Raw genomic sequence first — 17,480 nt, 5'->3', positions numbered from 1 at the left:
GAACGGCACCCATCCCGGCTGCGAAGGCACCGAGGCCACGCTGAGCAGGAGTTGTGCACGCGGGCGGCCCGTGACGGCTGCGTCGGCGGGGGCCAATACGCTGGATGCCATGCGCATCGCCACCTGGAACGTCAACTCGATCCGCGCCCGCGTCGTCCGCACCGTCGACTTCGCCGTCCGCGAGGGCATCGATGTGCTCGCGATGCAGGAGATCAAGTGCAAGCCCGAGCAGTTCCCGTACGAAGCGTTCGAAGACGCGGGCTACACCGTCGAGGCGCACGGGCTCAACCAGTGGAACGGGGTCGCGATCGCCAGCCGTGAGCCGATCGAGAACCTGCAGGTCGGGTTCCCGGGCATGCCCGGCTTCGCGAAGGGTCACGACGGCCCCGGCGCTCCACTCGAGGCCCGCGCGCTCGGCGCCACGATCGGCGGCGTCGAGGTGTGGAGCCTCTACGTGCCCAACGGGCGCGGCCTCGAGGACCCGCACTACCGCTACAAGCTCGACTGGCTGGAGGCCCTCCGCGGCTACACCGCCGACACGCTCGCCGCCGACCCCGACCGGGCGCTGGCGCTCACCGGCGACTTCAACATCGCCCCGACGGATGCCGACAACGGCGACCCCACCGTCATCGAAGGCGTGACCACCCACGTCTCCCCGCCCGAGCGCGCCGCCTTCCAGGCGCTCCTGGATGCCGGCTTGGCCGACACCGTCCGCCCCCTCGTTCCCACGGGGTACACCTACTGGGACTACAAGCAGCTGCGCTTCCCCCGCAACGAGGGCCTGCGCATCGACTTCATCCTCGGCTCGCACGCGTTCGCCGACGCGGTGACCGCGGCATCCATCCACCGTGACGAGCGCAAGGGCGAGATCCCCAGCGACCACGTCCCCGTCGTCGTCGACCTCGACCTCGACGGCTCGGACGACGACGACCGCCCCATGATCTGGTGACCGGGCGAACTCAGGTCATGTCGCCCGTGACGACGTCACCGTCGGGGGCGTAGCGCAGCAGAAGCGTGCCGGTCGGTCCCGACACGGCGGGTGCGATCAGCCGCAGCCGTGCCGGTGCCGCGCCGTCCGGAAACACCTTCTTGCCCTGACCGAGCACCACCGGGTGCACCCACAGCTTCAGCTCGTCGTACAGACGGGTGCGAAGCAGCGTCTGCGAGAAGTCGACGCTGCCGATCACGTGCACCTCGGCGTGGCGATCGCGCAGCGCATCCACGGCCGCCGCGACCTCGGCGTCCGAGCCGGTCAGCACGCTGGTGCCCGCCCATTCCGGGTCGACACCGGCCCGGGTCGCCACATACTTCGGGATGGCATCGAAGTGCCGACCGATGAACCCCTCCGGCCCGTCGGTGTGATGCGGCCAGTACCCGGCGAAGATGTCGTAGGTGCGTCGGCCGAGCAGCAGCGCGTCCATCCGGCGGATGCCGCTGCCGACGTCCTCGCCGATGACGGCGTCCTCGAACGGCGCCTGCCAGCCGCCGAACGGGAACCCGCCGCTGGTGTCTTCGTCGGGGCCGCCCGGTGCCTGGGCGACGCCGTCGAGCGTCGTGAACAGGTCGATGACGATCCGCCCGCGCATCACGACGCCTCCGCCGGAGGGCCCTGCTCGGCGGCGACGGGGTCCATGTAGAGGAAGCCGAGGCTGTTGCCATCGGGGTCGTCCAGGTCACGGCTGTACATGAAGCCGTAGTCCTGAGCGGGGTGCGGCTCGGTGCCACCGGCAGCCAGGCCCGCCTCCACGATCGCGTCGACGTCGGCGCGTGAATCTCGGGAGAACGAGAGCGAGGCCTGCGCCCACTCCCTGGGCTCTCCGACGGGCTTCTCGGTGAACGTGGCGAAGAACTCCCGCCGCAGCACCATGAAGAAGATGTCGTCCGACCAGACGACGCACGCGGCGTTCTCGTCGGTGAAGTTGGGGTTGATGGCGCAGCCGAGCGCCCGGTAGAAGGCGACGCTGCGCTCGAGGTCGTTCGTCGGAATGTTCACGAAGATGCTCGTCATACCCAGAGCATGCACCCCCGGCGCGATGAGGTCGAGACCCTCTCCCTCTCAGGGGGGATGCCGCGGCATCCGGCTGCCCCTAGCGTGGAAGGATGAGCTCCGCCGCCCTCGTCCGCACGACCACGCCCGCGCAGCGTCGCAACGATGTGTGGCTCGCGCTCGCACTGTTGATCAGTGCCGTGATCAGCGCGTGGCTGGGCACGGTGGCAGGCTTCTACGGCGAGAACACCCCCGCCTTCGGCTGGGCGCTCGTGTACGTCGCCGCCCTCACTCTCCCTCTGGCCCTGCGCCGGCGCTTTCCCGAAGCGACGCTCATCGTCGTCGCGCTCGCATTCTTCGTCGGTGTCTCGGTACGCATCCCGGAGATCTACGTCGGCAACGTGGCCCTGTTCATCGCCATGTACACCGTCGGGGCGTGGGTGAGCGACCGCCGGCGCGCAACCGTCGTGCGGCTCGCGGTGATCGCGGGCATGTTCATCTGGCTTCTCGTGGTGACCTTCCAGAGCGCGATCGATCCGGACGGCGACGGGCCCTCCCGGGCGGGCCTGTTCTCCCCGTTCGCCGCGTACATGATCATCCAGTTCCTCGTGAACGCGGCCTACTTCGGCGGCGCGTACTTCTTCGGAGAGCGCGCCTGGGCCGACGCCCGTGCGCGCGCGGTGCTCGAAGAGCGCACCGCCGAACTCGAACGCGAACGCGAGATCACCGCCGCCCAGGCGGTCGCCCTGGATCGCGTCCGTATCGCCCGTGAACTGCACGACGTCGTCGCCCACCATGTCTCCGCCATGGGTGTGCAGGCAGGGGCCGCGCGCACGGTGCTGGACCACGACGCGGCGGCGGCGCGCGAGGCACTGGTCACCGTCGAGTCGTCCGCCCGCGACGCGCTCACCGAGCTGCGCCAGCTGCTCGAGACCCTCCGCACCCCCGACGCCGACACCCCCGCCGCCTCGACGGTGCGCCTGCAGTCGATCCCCGACCTCGTCGCACACGCGAACGACAACGGCATGCCCACGACGTTCGCGGTGGTCGGTGACCCGATCGATCTGCCCGAGCTCGTGCAGGTGAACCTGTACCGCATCGCCCAGGAGGCGCTCACCAACGCGCGGCGTCACGGAGGTCCGGATGCCGCGGCCGATGTCCGGCTGCGATTCGACGACGACCACGTCGAGCTGGAGGTCGCCAACCGCGGCCGCGCCCAGGTGGCCGGGCGCACGGGACTCGGCATCGTCGGCATGCGCGAGCGTGCAGCCGCATCGGGCGGCACCCTCGAGGCGGGTCCGCGCACCCGCGGCGGCTTCGTCGTTCGGGCGCGGGTACCCGCCAGACTCGGCACGACGAGAATCGCGCCCCCGACACCGGTCAGCGCGGGGCCGCGATGAGCGCGCCGGTGCGGGTGCTGCTCGTCGACGACCACGCCGTGATGCGGGCGGGGTTCCGCATGATCCTGGAGGCCCAGAGCGACATCGTGGTCGTCGGGGAAGCCGGGACGGGCGCTGAGGCCGTGGCCGCCGCATCCTCGCTGCACCCTGACGTGATCTGCATGGACGTGCAGATGCCGGACATGGACGGACTCGAGGCGACCCGACGGATCGTGGCCGACCCGTCGATCGACGCGGTCGTGGTCGTGGTGACCACTTTCGACCGTGACGACTATCTCTTCCAAGCCCTGCACGCGGGCGCGAGCGGCTTCCTGCTCAAGAACGCCGGTCCGGAAGAACTCGTCACGGCGGTGCGCGTCGCTGCCGCGGGCGATGCCCTGCTGGCGCCGGCCGTGACCCGCCGCGTCATCGAGCGCTTTGCGGCATCCACCCGCGACACCGACACCGGGGTCGCAGCCGCGCCGTCATCGGCACAGCCGCCGGCGCCATCGGCGACGGAGCGCACAGCTCCGCCCGTCGAGCTCACCGAGCGCGAGCGCGAGGTGCTGCGTCTGCTCGCCGAGGCCTACAGCAACGCCGAGATCGCCGCCGCCCTGTTCATCGGCGAGGCGACCGTCAAGACGCACGTGTCGAACGTGCTGCAGAAGCTCGGAGCGCGAGACCGCGTGGCCGCCGTGGTCTACGCACACCGGCACGGCATGGTCTGAGCCGACACGGTCGACGCACACCGCCCGCGAGGCGCGGTCGGTGGTGAGGCCTCGTCAGCGAGCGGCGACCGGGATGGAGCCGGTGGTGGCCGTCGTCGCGGCGCGCGCCAGGCGCTCGCGCAGCGATACCAGGGTCGCGTCGGGACGCCACAGCACCACGAGGCTCCAGCCGAACATGCCGACCAGCAGCACGTTGCGGGCGAGCAGCACACCGGCCGCGAACGGATGCGCGTCGATGAGCGGGAGGTAGAGCACCGGGAACACGAGCGTCGTCAGGAAGCACGTGACCGCGAGCCAGACGGCGATCGACGTCCAGGCCTTGCGGTCGATCAGCAGACCGGCGGCAACGACGGGCGCGAGCCACAGCATGTACTGGGGCGAGCCGACCTTGTTGAACACGATGAGCGCCGAGGTCAGCGCGAACGCGCCGCGAAGGATGAGGTGCTGCTCCCCGATACGGGAGAGGGCACCCTCCTGAAGCGCGCGACGACGCGCACGCCACAGCAGCACGAGGATCACCATGAAGGCGATCGGCATGGCGTAGCCGACCAGCACGCCCGCGGCGGTGGCGCCGGGACCGGCGACCTCACGCGTCGCGAGCACGTAGTTCTGGTGGATCTGAGCACCGGGAAGACCCAGCACCGTCGCCCACACCCACGGCGTCGCGACGGGAGCCTCGAGCTGCAGCGCACGGTCGCCCTGGATGGTCGCGAAGCTGAAGAGGTTCGACGCACCGCCGAAGGCGACCACGACACCGGCGATCGCCGCGCTCAGGGCCAGTCCACCGGCGATGATGCGCATACGCAACGACGAGACCGCAACAGCGGCGGCGGCCAGAGCAGCCGGGGCGACCTTGATCCAGGTCGCGGCGGCGATCAGCACGCCGGCGATGAACGGCCGACGAACGAGCCAGACGAGACCGGCGATGGCCAGCGGCGCGGCGAAGCCCTCGAGACGCAGCATCGACACGGGCGCGAGCAAGACCTGGATGGCCAGCCAGTACCAGGCGGCGACGTAGCCCTTGCGGTTGCGCAGATTGTCGGTGAGCGCGAGGACGGCGAAGAAGTTCGCTCCCACCATCATCAGAAGCCAGACGAGCTGGTAGTTCCAGGGGCCGGCGACGATCGCGGCCATGATCGGCGCCAGAGCGCCGGCCGGGTAGACCCACGGCATGTCGATCACGGGCCAGTGCCCGTGGGCCGCCTGCTCCGCCCACAGACGGTACAGCGGCAGGTCGCCCTCGGTTCCGCCGAAGATCATCACCTTCAGCAGGGCGAGGAAGAACAGGGCGTGCACGACGGCGAAGCCGATGAGCAGGCCTCGACGGGTGAACGCGAAGTGCAGGGCGCGGGGCCACCACTCGCGGGCACGGTCGGATACACGGGCGCCGAGGGCGCGGGTCACCTCAGGAGCGCTCGTCACTCGACAGAGTTTAGGAGAAGCCGCCTGAGCAAATGGTGGACGCCGTGTTACCCGTTCCTGGGAGTTCGCCGAGTGCGCCGCGGTTCTTCGCCGTGATTACTCCGCCCGACCGCTCCCCCGCACGGGGGAGATGGTCATCCGGCGGATGCCGCCGCGCACCGGATCACGCTGCGGATTCCCGCCCCAGGGGGGAGGTCTGCGGCATCCGCCTTTCCTAACGTGGAGTCATCGGCACGCAGAGGAGGAGAACATGCTCGAACTGAACGGCATCACCAAGAGCTACGGCGTAAAGCGAGTGCTCGACGACGTGAGCTTCCGGGTTCCGTCGGGACGTCTGACCGGATTCGTGGGCGGCAACGGCGCGGGCAAGACGACGACCATGCGCATCGTGCTCGGCGTGCTCGGCCGCGACAGCGGCGAGGTCACCCTCGACGACGCGCCCGTCACCGCGTCCGACCGACGCCTGTTCGGCTACATGCCGGAGGAGCGCGGGCTGTACCCGAAGATGCGGGTTCTGGAGCACATCGTCTACCTCGCCCGTCTGCACGGGTTCGACAAGGCCGAGGCCACCGCGCGCGCTGAGGCGCTGCTCGTGGAGCTCGGTCTCGGCGAGCGCCTCCGCGACAACGTCGAGACCCTCTCGCTCGGCAATCAGCAGCGCGCTCAGATCGCTGCCGCTCTCGTGCACGACCCGCAGGTGCTCATCCTCGACGAGCCCTTCTCGGGTCTGGACCCCCTCGCGGTGGACGTCGTCGCGGGCGTGCTGCAGGCGCGTGCGGCTCAGGGCGCGGCCGTCCTGTTCTCGTCGCACCAGCTCGACGTCGTCGAACGGCTCTGCGACGACCTGGTCATCATCGCGGACGGCACGATCCGCGCGGCGGGCACGCGCGACGCCCTCCGCGCCGAGCACGCCCAGCACCGTTACGAGCTGATCTCCGGGGGCGATCTCGGCTGGCTCCGCGACGAGCCCGGAGTCGATGTGCTCTCCTTCGACGGCGGCTATGCACTCTTCGACGTCGACGGGGATGCCGCCGCGCAGCGCGTGCTGCAGCGCGCGGTCTCCTCCGGCGATGTCGCGAGCTTCTCCCCCCAGCAGCCCTCTCTCGCCCAGATCTTCAAGGAGGTCATCCAGTGAACGTCAGCGCTCCGTCCTTCGCCCAGAGCACGTGGCTCGTCGCCGAACGCGAGGTGGGATCCAAGCTGCGCAGCAAGGCCTATCTCATCTCCACCGGCATCCTCTTCGTGCTCGCGCTCGTCGGTGTGCTGTGGGGAGGCTTCTCGGCACAGTCCGACAGCCGCACCCCCGTCGCCGTCACCGCCGACACCGCGGCTTCGGTCGCCGAGAACCCGCTCGTGAAGTCGACCGAGGTCGCCGACGCCGATGCGGCGCGAGCTCTGGTGCAGGACGGCACGGTCGACGCCGCACTGATCCCGGGCGGCGCCGCGCCGTTCGAGTACACCGTCGTCGCGAAGGACACAGCTCCCTCGTCGCTCCTGCAGGCGCTGAGCCTCACCCCCCAGGTGGAGCTGCTCGACCCGTCGGGCGTGAACCCGGGACTGCGGTACCTGGTCGCGCTCGGATTCGGGCTCATCTTCTTCATGGCGGCCCTGACCTTCGGCTCGACGATCGCGCAGTCGGTCGTGGAGGAGAAGCAGACGCGCGTCGTCGAACTGCTCATCTCGGCCGTACCCGTGCGGGCGCTGCTCGCCGGCAAGGTCATCGGCAACACGATCCTCGCGATGGGCCAGATCATCGGCCTCGCGGCGATCGCGATCATCGGCTTCACGGTGACCGGCCAAAGCAGTCTGCTCGCCGGGCTCGGCGCCCCCATCGCCTGGTTCGCGGTCTTCTTCCTCTTCGGATTCATCCTGCTCGCCGCGCTGTTCGCCGCGGCTGCGGCGATGGTGTCGCGGATGGAGGACATCGGCTCCACGACGACACCGCTGACCATGCTGGTGATGGCGCCGTACTTCCTCGTCATCTTCTTCAACGACAATCCGCTGGTGATGACGATCATGTCCTACGTGCCGTTCTCGGCCCCCGTCGGCATGCCCGTGCGCATCTTCCTCGGGGACGCGCAGTGGTGGGAGCCGCTGCTGTCGCTCGGGGTCATGCTGGTCACCTGCGCGGCGGCCATCTGGGTGGGCGCGAAGATCTATCAGAACTCGCTGCTGCGCATGGGAGCGCGCGTCAAGCTCTCCGAGGCGCTCGCCGGATGACGAGGACACACCTCGAGACGGGTCAGTGATCGGCGGATGCCGGTGCCTTCGCGGGCGGCGCGAGCACCGGCATCCGCCGATTGACGAACTGGGGGACCGCGATGCCGTGCAGCAGGATGCTGCCGACGACGGTGAACACCATGATCGCGAGGACGTCGTAGGCCTCCGCGTCGGGCAGCTTGTTGAAGGCGAGCAGCCCGAAGACGATCGTCGCGGTGCCGCGTGGGCCGACGACTCCGATGAGGGTGCGCGACCCCCAGGGCACGGGCGATCCCAGCATCGACAGGTACACCGGCACGATACGGAACAACGTCAACGCCAGGACGACGAGCACGAGCAGGCGCCAGTCCACGCCGTTGATGATGACGACGGTGGTCATCGCTCCCAGGACGAACCACACGATGTTGGCGGCGAGGGTGCCGGCTTCTTCGACGAGAAGGATCTCGGGGTGCGGGATCGTGCGCTCGTCGGTGCGCTTGGTCCGTGCGATGCGATAGACGATGCCGGCGACGAACGCCGCGACGAAGCCGTTCGCCGCGACGCTGCTGAGTGTCGCGACGCCGAAGGCGATGAGGGGAACGAGAAGCATGACGTAGCGGATGCCGGGGGCGTCGGCCCAGCCGCGGCGCGAGGCCCATCGCACGCACACGCCGAAGACACCGCCGATGACCGCGCCGACGACAATCGCGATCGCGGTGGCGGGAACGGCCCCGAAGAAGGCCTCGAAGAACTCCCCCAACCGCTCTTCGAGCTGCGATTCGTTCTCGGGTGACAGGGTGTCGGAGTTGACGGCCGCCAGGATCGTCGGCCAGGCGATCGCCGCGGCCAGCGCCATGGCGAACACCGGCGAGACCAACCCGTCGTTGTAGCCGCTTTCGACATTCAAGATCTGGCGCACCCGGGCGGGAATGCGCGGCGAGCGCAGCAGCGTCGCCGCCGGCGCGAAGTCGGTCGGCATGATGACGCACGCGACGACGATGAGGATGAAGACGCTGAGATGGGGCAGCAGGAACAGTCCGCTCACCACGACCGCCAAGATCGACAGCGGCAGGGCGACGAGCACGAGGCGCGCGATCGTTCGCCCTTCGCCGCCGAAGACGCCCCCGCTCACCTCGCACGCATCGACGAACAGCAGCACGGCGAGGATCAGCTCCACGACGTGCTCGGCGGCGTCACTGCCCACCGCATCGGAGAAGCCGGTGACGTCGATGAGCACGAGCACTGCTCCGGCGAGAGCGAGCACGGCCGGACCGGCCACGCCGGTGCGTTCGAAACGATGAGCGACGACCGACCACAGACCGATCACGACGAAGCCCAGCAGGAAGATCAGCGGCACCGTTCACCTCTCCTCGGCTGTCTCGGGCGCACGGCCCCCGGTTTCCGGGATCAGTCTGCCAGTCGATGCCGCCGCCGCGTGTCAGCGCTCCACGAGCACACCGTCGGCATCCGCCCAGACATGGGCCCCGGGACGGAACACGACGCCGGCGATCTCCACCGGCACGTCGAGCTCGCCGACGCCCGCCTTGGCGCTCTTGCGGGGGTTCGAGCCGAGGGCCTTGACACCGAGATCGAGCGCGGCGATCGCAACCCGGTCGCGGATCGCGCCGTGCACGATGAGGCCGGCCCAACCGTTCGCGACCGCGGATGCCGCGATCAGGTCACCCACGAGCGCCGATTCCAGCGAGCCGCCGCCGTCGATCACGAGCACGGCGCCCTCGCCCGGGGTCGCGAGCGTCGCCTTGACGAGCGCGTTGTCACGGTGGCAGCGGATCGTGCGGACCGGGCCGTCGAACGCGGCCCGTCCGCCGAAGTCGTGCAGCTGCAGGGCGAGCGAGTCCAGTGCGTCCCCGCGCTCGTCGTACAGGTCGGCCGTCGCGATGGTGGTCATGACGCCACGCTAACGAGAAGCGGGGGCGCGGGGCGCCGTCATGAGCGCGGAAGTTCCGGCATCCTTCCGCCGCCAGCAAACTCATAGGTCCTGACGGGAACAAGACGTCGGTTCCATACGGTTGCATCGACCGGGCCGATGGCGTCCCACCGACAAACCGTCCTTCATCCTTCTTCAGGAGACGACCATGAGCACCATCGCCGCACACCCCGCCGACACCGACGCGCCGATTCTCGACGTCCTCGCCGAGCGCTGGAGCACCCGTATCTTCGACCCCGCGACGCCGATCGACGAGGATGCGCTCGCCAGCGCACTCGAGGCGGCCCGCTGGGCACCTTCCGCCAACAACACGCAGCCGTGGCGCTTCGTGGTCGCCCGCCGCGGCTCGGCCGCGCACGCGCAGATCGTGGACGCCCTGATGGGCTTCAACCAGTCGTGGGCTGCAGACGCCGCCGCTCTCGTCGTCTTCGCATCGGCCGCCGCGCTCGACGGCAAGCCGCTGCCGTGGGCCGCGTACGACACCGGCCAGGCGGCCGCCCACTTCACGGTTCAGGCGCACGCCTCGGGCCTGCACACCCATCAGATGGGCGGCTTCGACCGTGACGCTATCGCCGCGGCGTTCGGCTTCGGCGACGACCTCGTGGCCGTGACCGTGATGGCCGTCGGCGCCCTCGGCGACATCGACGCCGCTCCCGAGGCGCTGCGCGAGCGCGAGCTCGCCCCGCGCGCGCGTCGCCCCATCGCGGAGTCGCTCATCGTCAACGACTGACGCGCGGCGCCTCCCCCGACACCCCGCCCCGCCCCGCGAGAAACCACTCCCCGCCCGAGAAACCCGTGCAGGAGTGGTTTTTCGCGTGCGGAGTGGTTTTTCGAAGGTCGTCAGTCGTCGAGCAGCTCGGCCTCGATCACGTCGTCATCGTCGGATGCCGCGGCATCCGCGCCTTCGTCGGGCGCCGCTCCCGCGCTGGTGAGCACGAGGCTCGAGCCGTCGGCGGCGACGTCGACGCGCACGAGGTCGCCGTCTCGGACACCGCCCGAGAGCAGCGCCATCGCGAGCCGGTCCTGGATCTCGGACTGGATGAGGCGACGCAGCGGCCGGGCCCCGAAGATCGGGTCGTACCCGCGCTCGGCGAGCCACGCTCGCGCGTCGGGGGTGACCGCCAGCGTGAGCCGACGATCGCGCAGCCGTCGCTGGAGGGCGTCGACCGACAGCTCCACGATCTGTGCCAGGTCGTCCTGACTGAGCGCCTGGAACATCACGATGTCGTCGAGCCGGTTGAGGAACTCGGGGCGGAACGCCGTGCGCACGAGCGCCATGACCTGCTCACGCTTCTGCGTGAGCGTCAGCGTCGGGTCGATGAGGATCGGCGAGCCGAGGTTCGACGTCAGGATCAGGATCGTGTTGGTGAAGTCGACCGTGCGCCCCTGACCGTCGGTGAGCCGGCCGTCGTCGAGCACCTGCAGCAGGATGTCGAACACCTCGGGATGCGCCTTCTCGACCTCGTCGAGGAGCACCACCGAGTACGGCCGACGCCGCACGGCCTCGGTGAGCTGACCGCCCTGTTCGTAGCCGATGTAGCCGGGAGGGGCGCCGACCAGCCGCGCGACGGAGTGCTTCTCGCCGTACTCGCTCATGTCGATGCGCACCATCGCACGCTCATCGTCGAACAGGAACTCGGCGAGCGCCTTCGCCAGCTCGGTCTTGCCGACACCGGTGGGCCCGAGGAAGAGGAACGAGCCCGTCGGGCGGTTCGGGTCGCTGATGCCGGCGCGCGAGCGGCGCACCGCATCCGAGACGGCCTTCACGGCGTCCTTCTGGCCGATCAGCCGCTTGCCGAGCTCGGCCTCGAGGTGCACGAGCTTCTCGCTCTCGCCCTGCAGCAGGCGTCCGACGGGGATGCCGGTCCACGCGGCGATGACGGCGGCGATATCGGCATCCGTCACCTGGTCACCCACCATCCGCTCGCCGCCCTCGGCGGCCTCCGCGTTCTCGGCCTGCGCGACCTGTCGCTCCAGCGCCGGAATCTCGGCGTAGTACAGTCGCGAGGCCTTCTCGAGATTGCCCTCGCGCTGGGCGCGCTCCGCCTCGACGCGCGCCTGGTCCAGGCGCGTCTTGAGGTCACCGACCGCGTTGAGCGAAGCGCGCTCGCGCTCCCATCGCGCCTGCAGCTCGTCGAGGCGGGCCTGTTCGACGGTCAGGGTTTCGCGAAGCGTCGCCAGGCGCTCCTTCGACGCGGCATCCTTCTCGCGCTTCAACGCGAGCTCTTCGAGCTTGAGGCGATCGACGTGGCGGCGCAGCTCGTCGATCTCGAGCGGGGCGGAGTCGATCTCCATGCGCAGGCGCGACGCGGCCTCGTCGATCAGGTCGATCGCCTTGTCGGGGAGCTGACGGCTCGGGATGTAGCGGTTCGAGAGGGATGCCGCGGCCACGAGCGCGCCGTCGGCGATGGCGACCTTGTGGTGCGCCTCGTAGCGCTCCTTGAGGCCGCGCAGGATCGCGACGGTGTCCTCGACGCTGGGCTCACCGACGTACACCTGCTGGAAGCGACGCTCCAGCGCCGCATCCTTCTCGATGAACTCGCGATACTCGTCGAGCGTCGTCGCGCCGATGAGGCGGAGCTCGCCGCGCGCGAGCATCGGCTTGAGCATGTTGGAGGCGGCGACCGATCCCTCGCCACCTCCGGCACCCATGAGCACGTGCAGCTCGTCGATGAAGGTGATGATGCGACCCTCGGACTCGGTGATCTCTTTGAGCACGCTCTTGAGGCGCTCCTCGAACTGCCCGCGGTACATGGCACCGGCCACGAGCGCGGAGATGTCGAGCGAGACGAGCTCCTTGTCCTTGAGCGACTCGGCCACGTCGCCGGCGACGATGCGCTGGGCGAGGCCCTCGACCACCGCCGTCTTGCCGACGCCGGGCTCGCCGATGAGGACGGGGTTGTTCTTCGTGCGACGGGTGAGCACCTGGCTGACGCGCCGGATCTCACTGTCGCGTCCGATCACCGGATCGAGCTTGCCCTGCCGAGCGCGGTCGGTGAGATTGATCCCGAACTGTTCGAGCGCGCTCTGCTGCTCCTCCTGCCCGGGCTGGGGCTGTGCGTTCATCACTTCTCCTTGAAGCTCCTGAGGAAATCTGCGAGGCTCAAACTTGAGCCATCTGGACTCAACTTTATCAAAACGTGATGCGGGCGGCAAGGGGCCGCGCGATGGGCAGTCCTCCCCATCGCGACGACGCCGGGGCTCACCTAAAGTGACGACGTGGCCGATCTCGTCGTCAATACGGAGAACCTCCGAAACCTCGCGAACCAGCTCGCGACCGTCCACGGCACCCTCACCGCCGCGGACGGCGATGCGCGCGACCTGGCGAGGATGATCCCGCACGCCGGGCTCGCCTCCGCCGTGGACGAGTTCACCTCGGGGTGGGACCGGCGCCGCAAAGACCTCGCGGATCGCGTGGACCAGCTGCAGAAGCGCGCCGATGGCGCCGCCGATGCCTTCGAAGGCGTCGACGGCCAGCTGGCCGACAAGCTCACGGAGGGAAGCAACGGATGACCATGGCACCCATCGGCGGCGACGTCGCCGGCATCCGCGGGCACGCCTCGCGCTACAGCTCCACCGCCCGCGCGGTGTCGGAAGCGGTCGAGATGCTGCAGGCGGTGATCGACGCGTCGCAGCAGGAGACGAGCGACGCGGTCGAAGCGCTGGCCGGGACGATCGGTGACACGAAGACCTACCTCTCCCGCATCCGCGAGCGCTACGAAGTGGCCGGCTCCGCGCTGTCCGCCTTCGCGAACGAACTCGAGCAGGCGCAGCAGCAGGCTGCCGGAGCCATCGCCGCGCATGACGACGCCCAGCGTCGGCACACCTACGCGCAGCGCAACCTCTCGGAGGCTCGCGAGGCCACGCAGCAGACCGTCGACCCGAACGAGCTCGCGGAGGCGACGGATGCCGCGCGCCGCTACTCCTCGATGAGCACGACGGCCGCGAGTGATCTGTCGCAGGCGCAAGCCGCCTACGATGCCGCGGTCCAGCGCGTGCAGCAGGCGGGCGACGCCGCGGCATCCACGATCTCGCAGACGGTGTCCAGCGATTCGCTCAACGACTCGTGGTGGGACAACGTCCTGGACTGGGTGAACCAGAACGCGGAGTGGCTGAAGGTCGTCAAGGACATTCTGACGGTCGTCACCGCCATCGTCGGCGTGCTGTCGATCTTCTTCCCCGTGCTCGCACCCATCGCCCTGGGGCTCGCCGTCCTGTCGATGGGGCTGAGCTTCCTCCTCGCATCATCGGGCGACGGATCGTGGTTCGACTTCGCGCTGGACGCCATCGGCGTGCTGACCTTCGGCGTCGGCAGCGCCGCGCTGGCCGGCATCAAACTCGGCACCGTCGCCCTGCGCGGCGGCCGCGCGGCCACACTCGCGGTGCGCAGCCCCGGGATGGTCTGGGGCAACGGCGCACGCCAGGTCATCGGCAATCTGCTCGATCGGGGCCTGGTCGGCTCGATCCGCCAGCCGCTGCGGATGGTGGCCGAGGAGAGCGCGAGCGTCCTGTCGGCACGGCCGAACTTCGCACAGGTCGTCACGCACTGGGGCGACGACGCGATGAAGGGCATCCGCGAGTCGGACAGCATCATCATCTCCGAGTTCGACCAGATCGCGTCGCAGGCGCGGCTCGGCGCCGGCGGCGCCATCGACAACCTCGTGACGAGCGGCGTCGACAGCCTGAAGGGAGTCGTCGGGACGATGGGCAAGATCGGCTCGTCGCTCGACGCCTACAACCTGGTCGGAACCGGGATCAACCGCAGCGACCAGCTGGTCAACTGGGTTCAGGACCAGACCGGGGTCCAGACACCGCTGGGTACCCTCACGACCGGCCTCAACGAGGTGTACGGATTCGTTCCGGGGCTGTTCGAGGCGCCGATGGGAGCGGACTGGCGCTCCGCCTCCACCCCGTGACGCTCGAGCGCCGCGTGGCATGGGAGGCCCGCTTCGGGGACGGCCTCTTCCTCGCCACCATCCTCTGGATCGTCTTCGGTGCACTCCCGACGATCGGCTTGCTGGTGGGACAGCTCGTGACCGGTTCGTTCGTGAGCAAAGGCATCGTGCCCGACAGCTTTCCCGCCTTCATGCCACCGTGGTGGGCGGCCTACCCCATGACCCTGCTGCTCGTGGTGTTGGCCCTGGGGTCGCTGCCACTGCCCCTGCGGGGTCCGCGGGCAACCACGCGGAGCACACTTCTGACGGTGCTCGTGCTGACCTTCAGCACGACGCTCTACATCGCCGCAGCCACCGGGGCGGCGGAAGCCCACGAGGGTCGCGTCCATTTCTTCGGGGTCGACAACCTCGTGTTCATCCAGTTCTTCCTGATCCTCGTCACCGTCGCACGCATGCTGCTGAGCGGACTGCGCCTGCTGCCGCGAACGTGGCGGGAGTACAGAGACGACGACGGTACGGTGGTGCCGCCGAAAGAGATCGTGCGTCGCGCCCCGCGCCGCCCGTGGGACTGGAATCGCAACCGGATGCAGCGCCGTCCGCCGGGGCAGTGAAGGACACCATGAACGAGATCGCGCCCCCGCGCTACCGGCTCGTGCTGCCGCCGGGCTTCCTGCTCATCCCCGTCGCCCACTCCACCGACGACGACATCACCGACCTCGTCCGTCGGCATTATCGAGACCTGCCACGCGACAGCTACGGCCCGCAGATCGACCGGACTGCCGCTCAGCTGGTCGCCGCTGCACGCAGCGCCCGCGAGGCCGGCGTGCTCGACCTCATAGTGCCGATGGGAGTGCTGTGGCGCGCGCCGGTGTCGCTGGCGATCGCGATCAGCACCGGCACGGCACCCGCCGTCGACGACCCGGAGCCCTCGGCATCCGAGATCAGCGAGACCGTCACGACATCCGCAGGCGAGGCCGTTCGAGCGACCGAGAGGTTCGCCGTGCCCACAAGAGCCGACGAGATGGCACCGTTGATGAGAGTGCGCTTCCGATGGCCGATTCCCGATAGCGACCGGCAGCTGGTCGCGATCTGCACGATCAGCGGCACGGTCGACCCCGAACTCGCGCCGATCGTCGACGCCCTCGCGGAGCTCGGCGATCTGCTGCTGCAGACGCTTCGCTGGGACTGAGAGGAACCTCATGGCCATCGACATGGACTACGACCTGGACCGCTGGGTCTACGTGCCGAACCTCTTCCCCTGGGAGTCATTCGGCGACGAGGAGCAGTGGGCGGATGCCGTCGCACGCGCCTTCGGCGGCGAAGGCCGCACGGCCGCACCCGCAGAGCTGGTCGACTGGCTGCGGGCCTACCTGGTCGGCGCCGTGCGCAGCAACCGATCGGGAACGATCCGCTTCGTGCATCTACCGAACATCACCGCACCGCACGCCATCGTCGACGTCTACGACATGCCGCATCGCGACGACGTCGCACTGATCGACCTCACGCATGAGAAGCAGGGACCTGCAGTGCGCGAGCCCGAGGTCGTCCCGTTCGACTCCGAGCATCTCGGCGCGGGGATCAAATCCACGCGATGGGTGCGCACCGAGGCCGACGCGATCGTCCGAGCCACCAACTGGGTCTGGCGCACCGGCGAGCGCGACATCGTGGTGATGACCGCCAGCTCCGACCTCCCTCTCGCCGAGGCTCTCGACCCGGTGGTCGACGAACTGGCCCGTACGATCCGCCTGGCCTGAGGCCGCGATCAGGAGGCCATCGCCTCCAGATCTGCAGGCACCGGCGTCGTGCACGTGAAGCGCGCGCGGTAGGCGGTGGGCGTCAGCCCCAGAGTGCGCCCGAAGTTCTGCCGCAGCACGGCCGCCGACCCGAAGCCGCACGCCGACGCGATGGCGTCCAGGCCTAGGTCGGTCTGCTCGAGCAGACGCTGTGCGTGGATGATCCGCTGGCGTCCCAGCCAGGCCGCCGGCGTCGTGCCGTAGTCGGCTTTGAATCGACGCGCGAAGGTGCGCGGTGACATGTGAGCACGGGCGGCGAGCTGATCCACCGACAGATCGAGCGTGAGGTTCTCGAGCATCCACTCGGTGACCGGTGTGAGCGAGAGCGACGTGGATTCGGGCAGCGGCTTCGCGATGAACTGCGCCTGGCCGCCGTCGCGCTGGGGAGGGACGACCATGCGGCGCGCGATCGTGTTGGTCATCTCGGCGCCGAGCTCGAGGCGCAGCAGGTGAAGGCATGCGTCCAGCCCCGCTGCCGTGCCGGCGCTGGTGATGATGCGCTCGTCCTGGACGTACAGAACGTTGGGGTCGACGTCGATGCGCGGATACATCTCGGCCATCGTGTCGGCGTAGCGCCAATGTGTCGTCGCACGCCGGCCATCCAGCACCCCGGCAGCCGCCACCACGAACGAGCCGCTGCAGACCGTGAGCACCCAGGCGCCTCGCTCGACGGCGCGGCGCACCACGGCGGACACGCGTTCGTCCACGTGTGCCCACTGGTCGCGCGGGATCGGGGTGATGACGACCAGATCGGCCTCGTCGGCGAACGACAGATCGTCGTCGACGTTGATCGAGAAGCGCAGGTTGCTCGGCACCGCGCCCGGGTCGGGCGCGACGACGCGGAAGTCGAAGTTCGGGATGCCGTCGTCCGAGCGATCAAGCCCGAACGCCTCGCAGGCCAGACCGAACTCGAAGGGAGCGAAACCGGGCTGGACGACGCAGGCGATGGTCTTCATGGCAGGAATCCTACTCCTTTGAGCAGTTCTGCCACTCGTGACTCTCCGGCTACGGGCATAGCTTTTCTGCCATGCTCATCTTCTTCCTCGTTCTCGCACTCGTCATCGTCGTATCGGTCGGCGCGACCGTTCGCGCCCTCATCACCGACGACTACCGGCCGGTGCGGACCGAC

18 protein-coding genes are annotated in these 17,480 nt (G+C 69.3%); 11 read left to right on the top strand and 7 right to left on the bottom strand.

The genetic code is table 11. The annotated features are described in order from the left end of the window. Positions 1–109: 109 nt before the first annotated feature. Entirely contained in the window at positions 110–949 is an 840-nt protein-coding gene (locus ACT53O_RS12700) for an exodeoxyribonuclease III (protein ID WP_036320413.1), read from the top strand. Between the two features lie 10 nt (positions 950–959). On the opposite strand, the gene ACT53O_RS12695 is transcribed toward ACT53O_RS12700, so the two are convergent. Together ACT53O_RS12695 and ACT53O_RS12690 are read right to left on the bottom strand one after the other, a co-directional pair. Beyond that, positions 960–1,586: a dihydrofolate reductase family protein gene (locus ACT53O_RS12695; RefSeq protein WP_112932007.1), complete on the bottom strand. Its 627-nt coding sequence runs from the start codon at positions 1,584–1,586 to the stop codon at positions 960–962. After that, positions 1,586–2,008, bottom strand: coding sequence for a VOC family protein (locus ACT53O_RS12690; protein WP_036320418.1), 423 nt, complete (start codon positions 2,006–2,008; stop codon positions 1,586–1,588). The genes ACT53O_RS12695 and ACT53O_RS12690 overlap by 1 nt, the downstream gene beginning before the upstream one ends. 92 nt (positions 2,009–2,100) lie before the next feature. Here ACT53O_RS12690 and ACT53O_RS12685 point away from each other — a divergent pair, with 92 nt between their 5' ends. Together ACT53O_RS12685 and ACT53O_RS12680 are read left to right on the top strand one after the other, a co-directional pair. After that, the gene (locus ACT53O_RS12685; RefSeq protein ID WP_036320420.1) at positions 2,101–3,387 is read left to right on the top strand and encodes a sensor histidine kinase; all 1,287 of its coding nucleotides are present in this window, start codon (positions 2,101–2,103) and stop codon (positions 3,385–3,387) included. Continuing rightward, a complete protein-coding gene (locus tag ACT53O_RS12680) occupies positions 3,384–4,094 on the top strand; it encodes a response regulator (RefSeq protein ID WP_294979606.1) in 711 nt (236 codons plus the stop codon). The genes ACT53O_RS12685 and ACT53O_RS12680 overlap by 4 nt, the downstream gene beginning before the upstream one ends. A gap of 54 nt (positions 4,095–4,148) precedes the next feature. On the opposite strand, the gene ACT53O_RS12675 is transcribed toward ACT53O_RS12680, so the two are convergent. Continuing rightward, on the bottom strand, positions 4,149–5,516 hold the full coding sequence (locus ACT53O_RS12675; protein WP_239498485.1) for a hypothetical protein: 1,368 nt from the start codon (positions 5,514–5,516) through the stop codon (positions 4,149–4,151). 250 nt (positions 5,517–5,766) lie between these two features. Here ACT53O_RS12675 and ACT53O_RS12670 point away from each other — a divergent pair, with 250 nt between their 5' ends. Continuing rightward, positions 5,767–6,651, top strand: a complete 885-nt coding sequence (locus ACT53O_RS12670; protein WP_036320432.1) for an ABC transporter ATP-binding protein — start codon at positions 5,767–5,769, stop codon at positions 6,649–6,651. Then, positions 6,648–7,736, top strand: coding sequence for an ABC transporter permease (locus ACT53O_RS12665; protein ID WP_112932009.1), 1,089 nt, complete (start codon positions 6,648–6,650; stop codon positions 7,734–7,736). Before ACT53O_RS12670 ends, ACT53O_RS12665 begins: the two co-directional genes overlap by 4 nt. Before the next feature lie 22 nt (positions 7,737–7,758). Here ACT53O_RS12665 and ACT53O_RS12660 read toward each other — a convergent pair whose 3' ends face one another. Both ACT53O_RS12660 and rraA read right to left on the bottom strand, forming a co-directional pair. Further along, the gene (locus ACT53O_RS12660) at positions 7,759–9,072 is read right to left on the bottom strand and encodes a cation:proton antiporter domain-containing protein (protein WP_036320437.1); all 1,314 of its coding nucleotides are present in this window, start codon (positions 9,070–9,072) and stop codon (positions 7,759–7,761) included. An 81-nt stretch (positions 9,073–9,153) separates the two neighbouring features. Next, the gene (gene rraA, locus ACT53O_RS12655) at positions 9,154–9,624 is read right to left on the bottom strand and encodes a ribonuclease E activity regulator RraA (RefSeq protein ID WP_036320440.1); all 471 of its coding nucleotides are present in this window, start codon (positions 9,622–9,624) and stop codon (positions 9,154–9,156) included. A 187-nt stretch (positions 9,625–9,811) separates the two neighbouring features. Between rraA and ACT53O_RS12650 the strand changes: the two genes are divergently transcribed. Next, positions 9,812–10,393, top strand: coding sequence for a nitroreductase family protein (locus tag ACT53O_RS12650; RefSeq protein WP_036320443.1), 582 nt, complete (start codon positions 9,812–9,814; stop codon positions 10,391–10,393). Positions 10,394–10,503: 110 nt separating this feature from the next. On the opposite strand, the gene ACT53O_RS12645 is transcribed toward ACT53O_RS12650, so the two are convergent. Further along, positions 10,504–12,729: an ATP-dependent Clp protease ATP-binding subunit gene (locus ACT53O_RS12645; protein WP_476152781.1), complete on the bottom strand. Its 2,226-nt coding sequence runs from the start codon at positions 12,727–12,729 to the stop codon at positions 10,504–10,506. A 153-nt stretch (positions 12,730–12,882) separates the two neighbouring features. Between ACT53O_RS12645 and ACT53O_RS12640 the strand changes: the two genes are divergently transcribed. The 5 genes from ACT53O_RS12640 to ACT53O_RS12620 are packed head-to-tail and all read left to right on the top strand — an operon-like array spanning position 12,883 to position 16,312. After that, entirely contained in the window at positions 12,883–13,176 is a 294-nt protein-coding gene (locus ACT53O_RS12640) for a type VII secretion target (RefSeq protein ID WP_476152780.1), read from the top strand. After that, entirely contained in the window at positions 13,173–14,579 is a 1,407-nt protein-coding gene (locus ACT53O_RS12635; protein ID WP_476152778.1) for a hypothetical protein, read from the top strand. Before ACT53O_RS12640 ends, ACT53O_RS12635 begins: the two co-directional genes overlap by 4 nt. Next, positions 14,576–15,169 carry a hypothetical protein gene (locus ACT53O_RS12630; protein ID WP_476152776.1) on the top strand — a complete coding sequence of 198 codons (594 nt, stop codon included), beginning with the start codon at positions 14,576–14,578 and terminating at the stop codon, positions 15,167–15,169. The genes ACT53O_RS12635 and ACT53O_RS12630 overlap by 4 nt, the downstream gene beginning before the upstream one ends. 8 nt (positions 15,170–15,177) lie before the next feature. Then, the gene (locus tag ACT53O_RS12625; RefSeq protein WP_476152774.1) at positions 15,178–15,747 is read left to right on the top strand and encodes a hypothetical protein; all 570 of its coding nucleotides are present in this window, start codon (positions 15,178–15,180) and stop codon (positions 15,745–15,747) included. A 10-nt stretch (positions 15,748–15,757) separates the two neighbouring features. Then, a complete protein-coding gene (locus tag ACT53O_RS12620; protein WP_295819865.1) occupies positions 15,758–16,312 on the top strand; it encodes a hypothetical protein in 555 nt (184 codons plus the stop codon). Positions 16,313–16,320: 8 nt separating this feature from the next. Here ACT53O_RS12620 and ACT53O_RS12615 read toward each other — a convergent pair whose 3' ends face one another. Then, positions 16,321–17,307 carry a GlxA family transcriptional regulator gene (locus tag ACT53O_RS12615; protein WP_476152771.1) on the bottom strand — a complete coding sequence of 329 codons (987 nt, stop codon included), beginning with the start codon at positions 17,305–17,307 and terminating at the stop codon, positions 16,321–16,323. Positions 17,308–17,480 lie beyond the last annotated feature (173 nt).

The organism is Microbacterium sp. DMC48 (assembly GCF_056313825.1).
The sequence above is the reverse complement of the archived record's forward strand: the minus strand, read 5'-3'. Positions and strand labels throughout refer to the sequence as shown.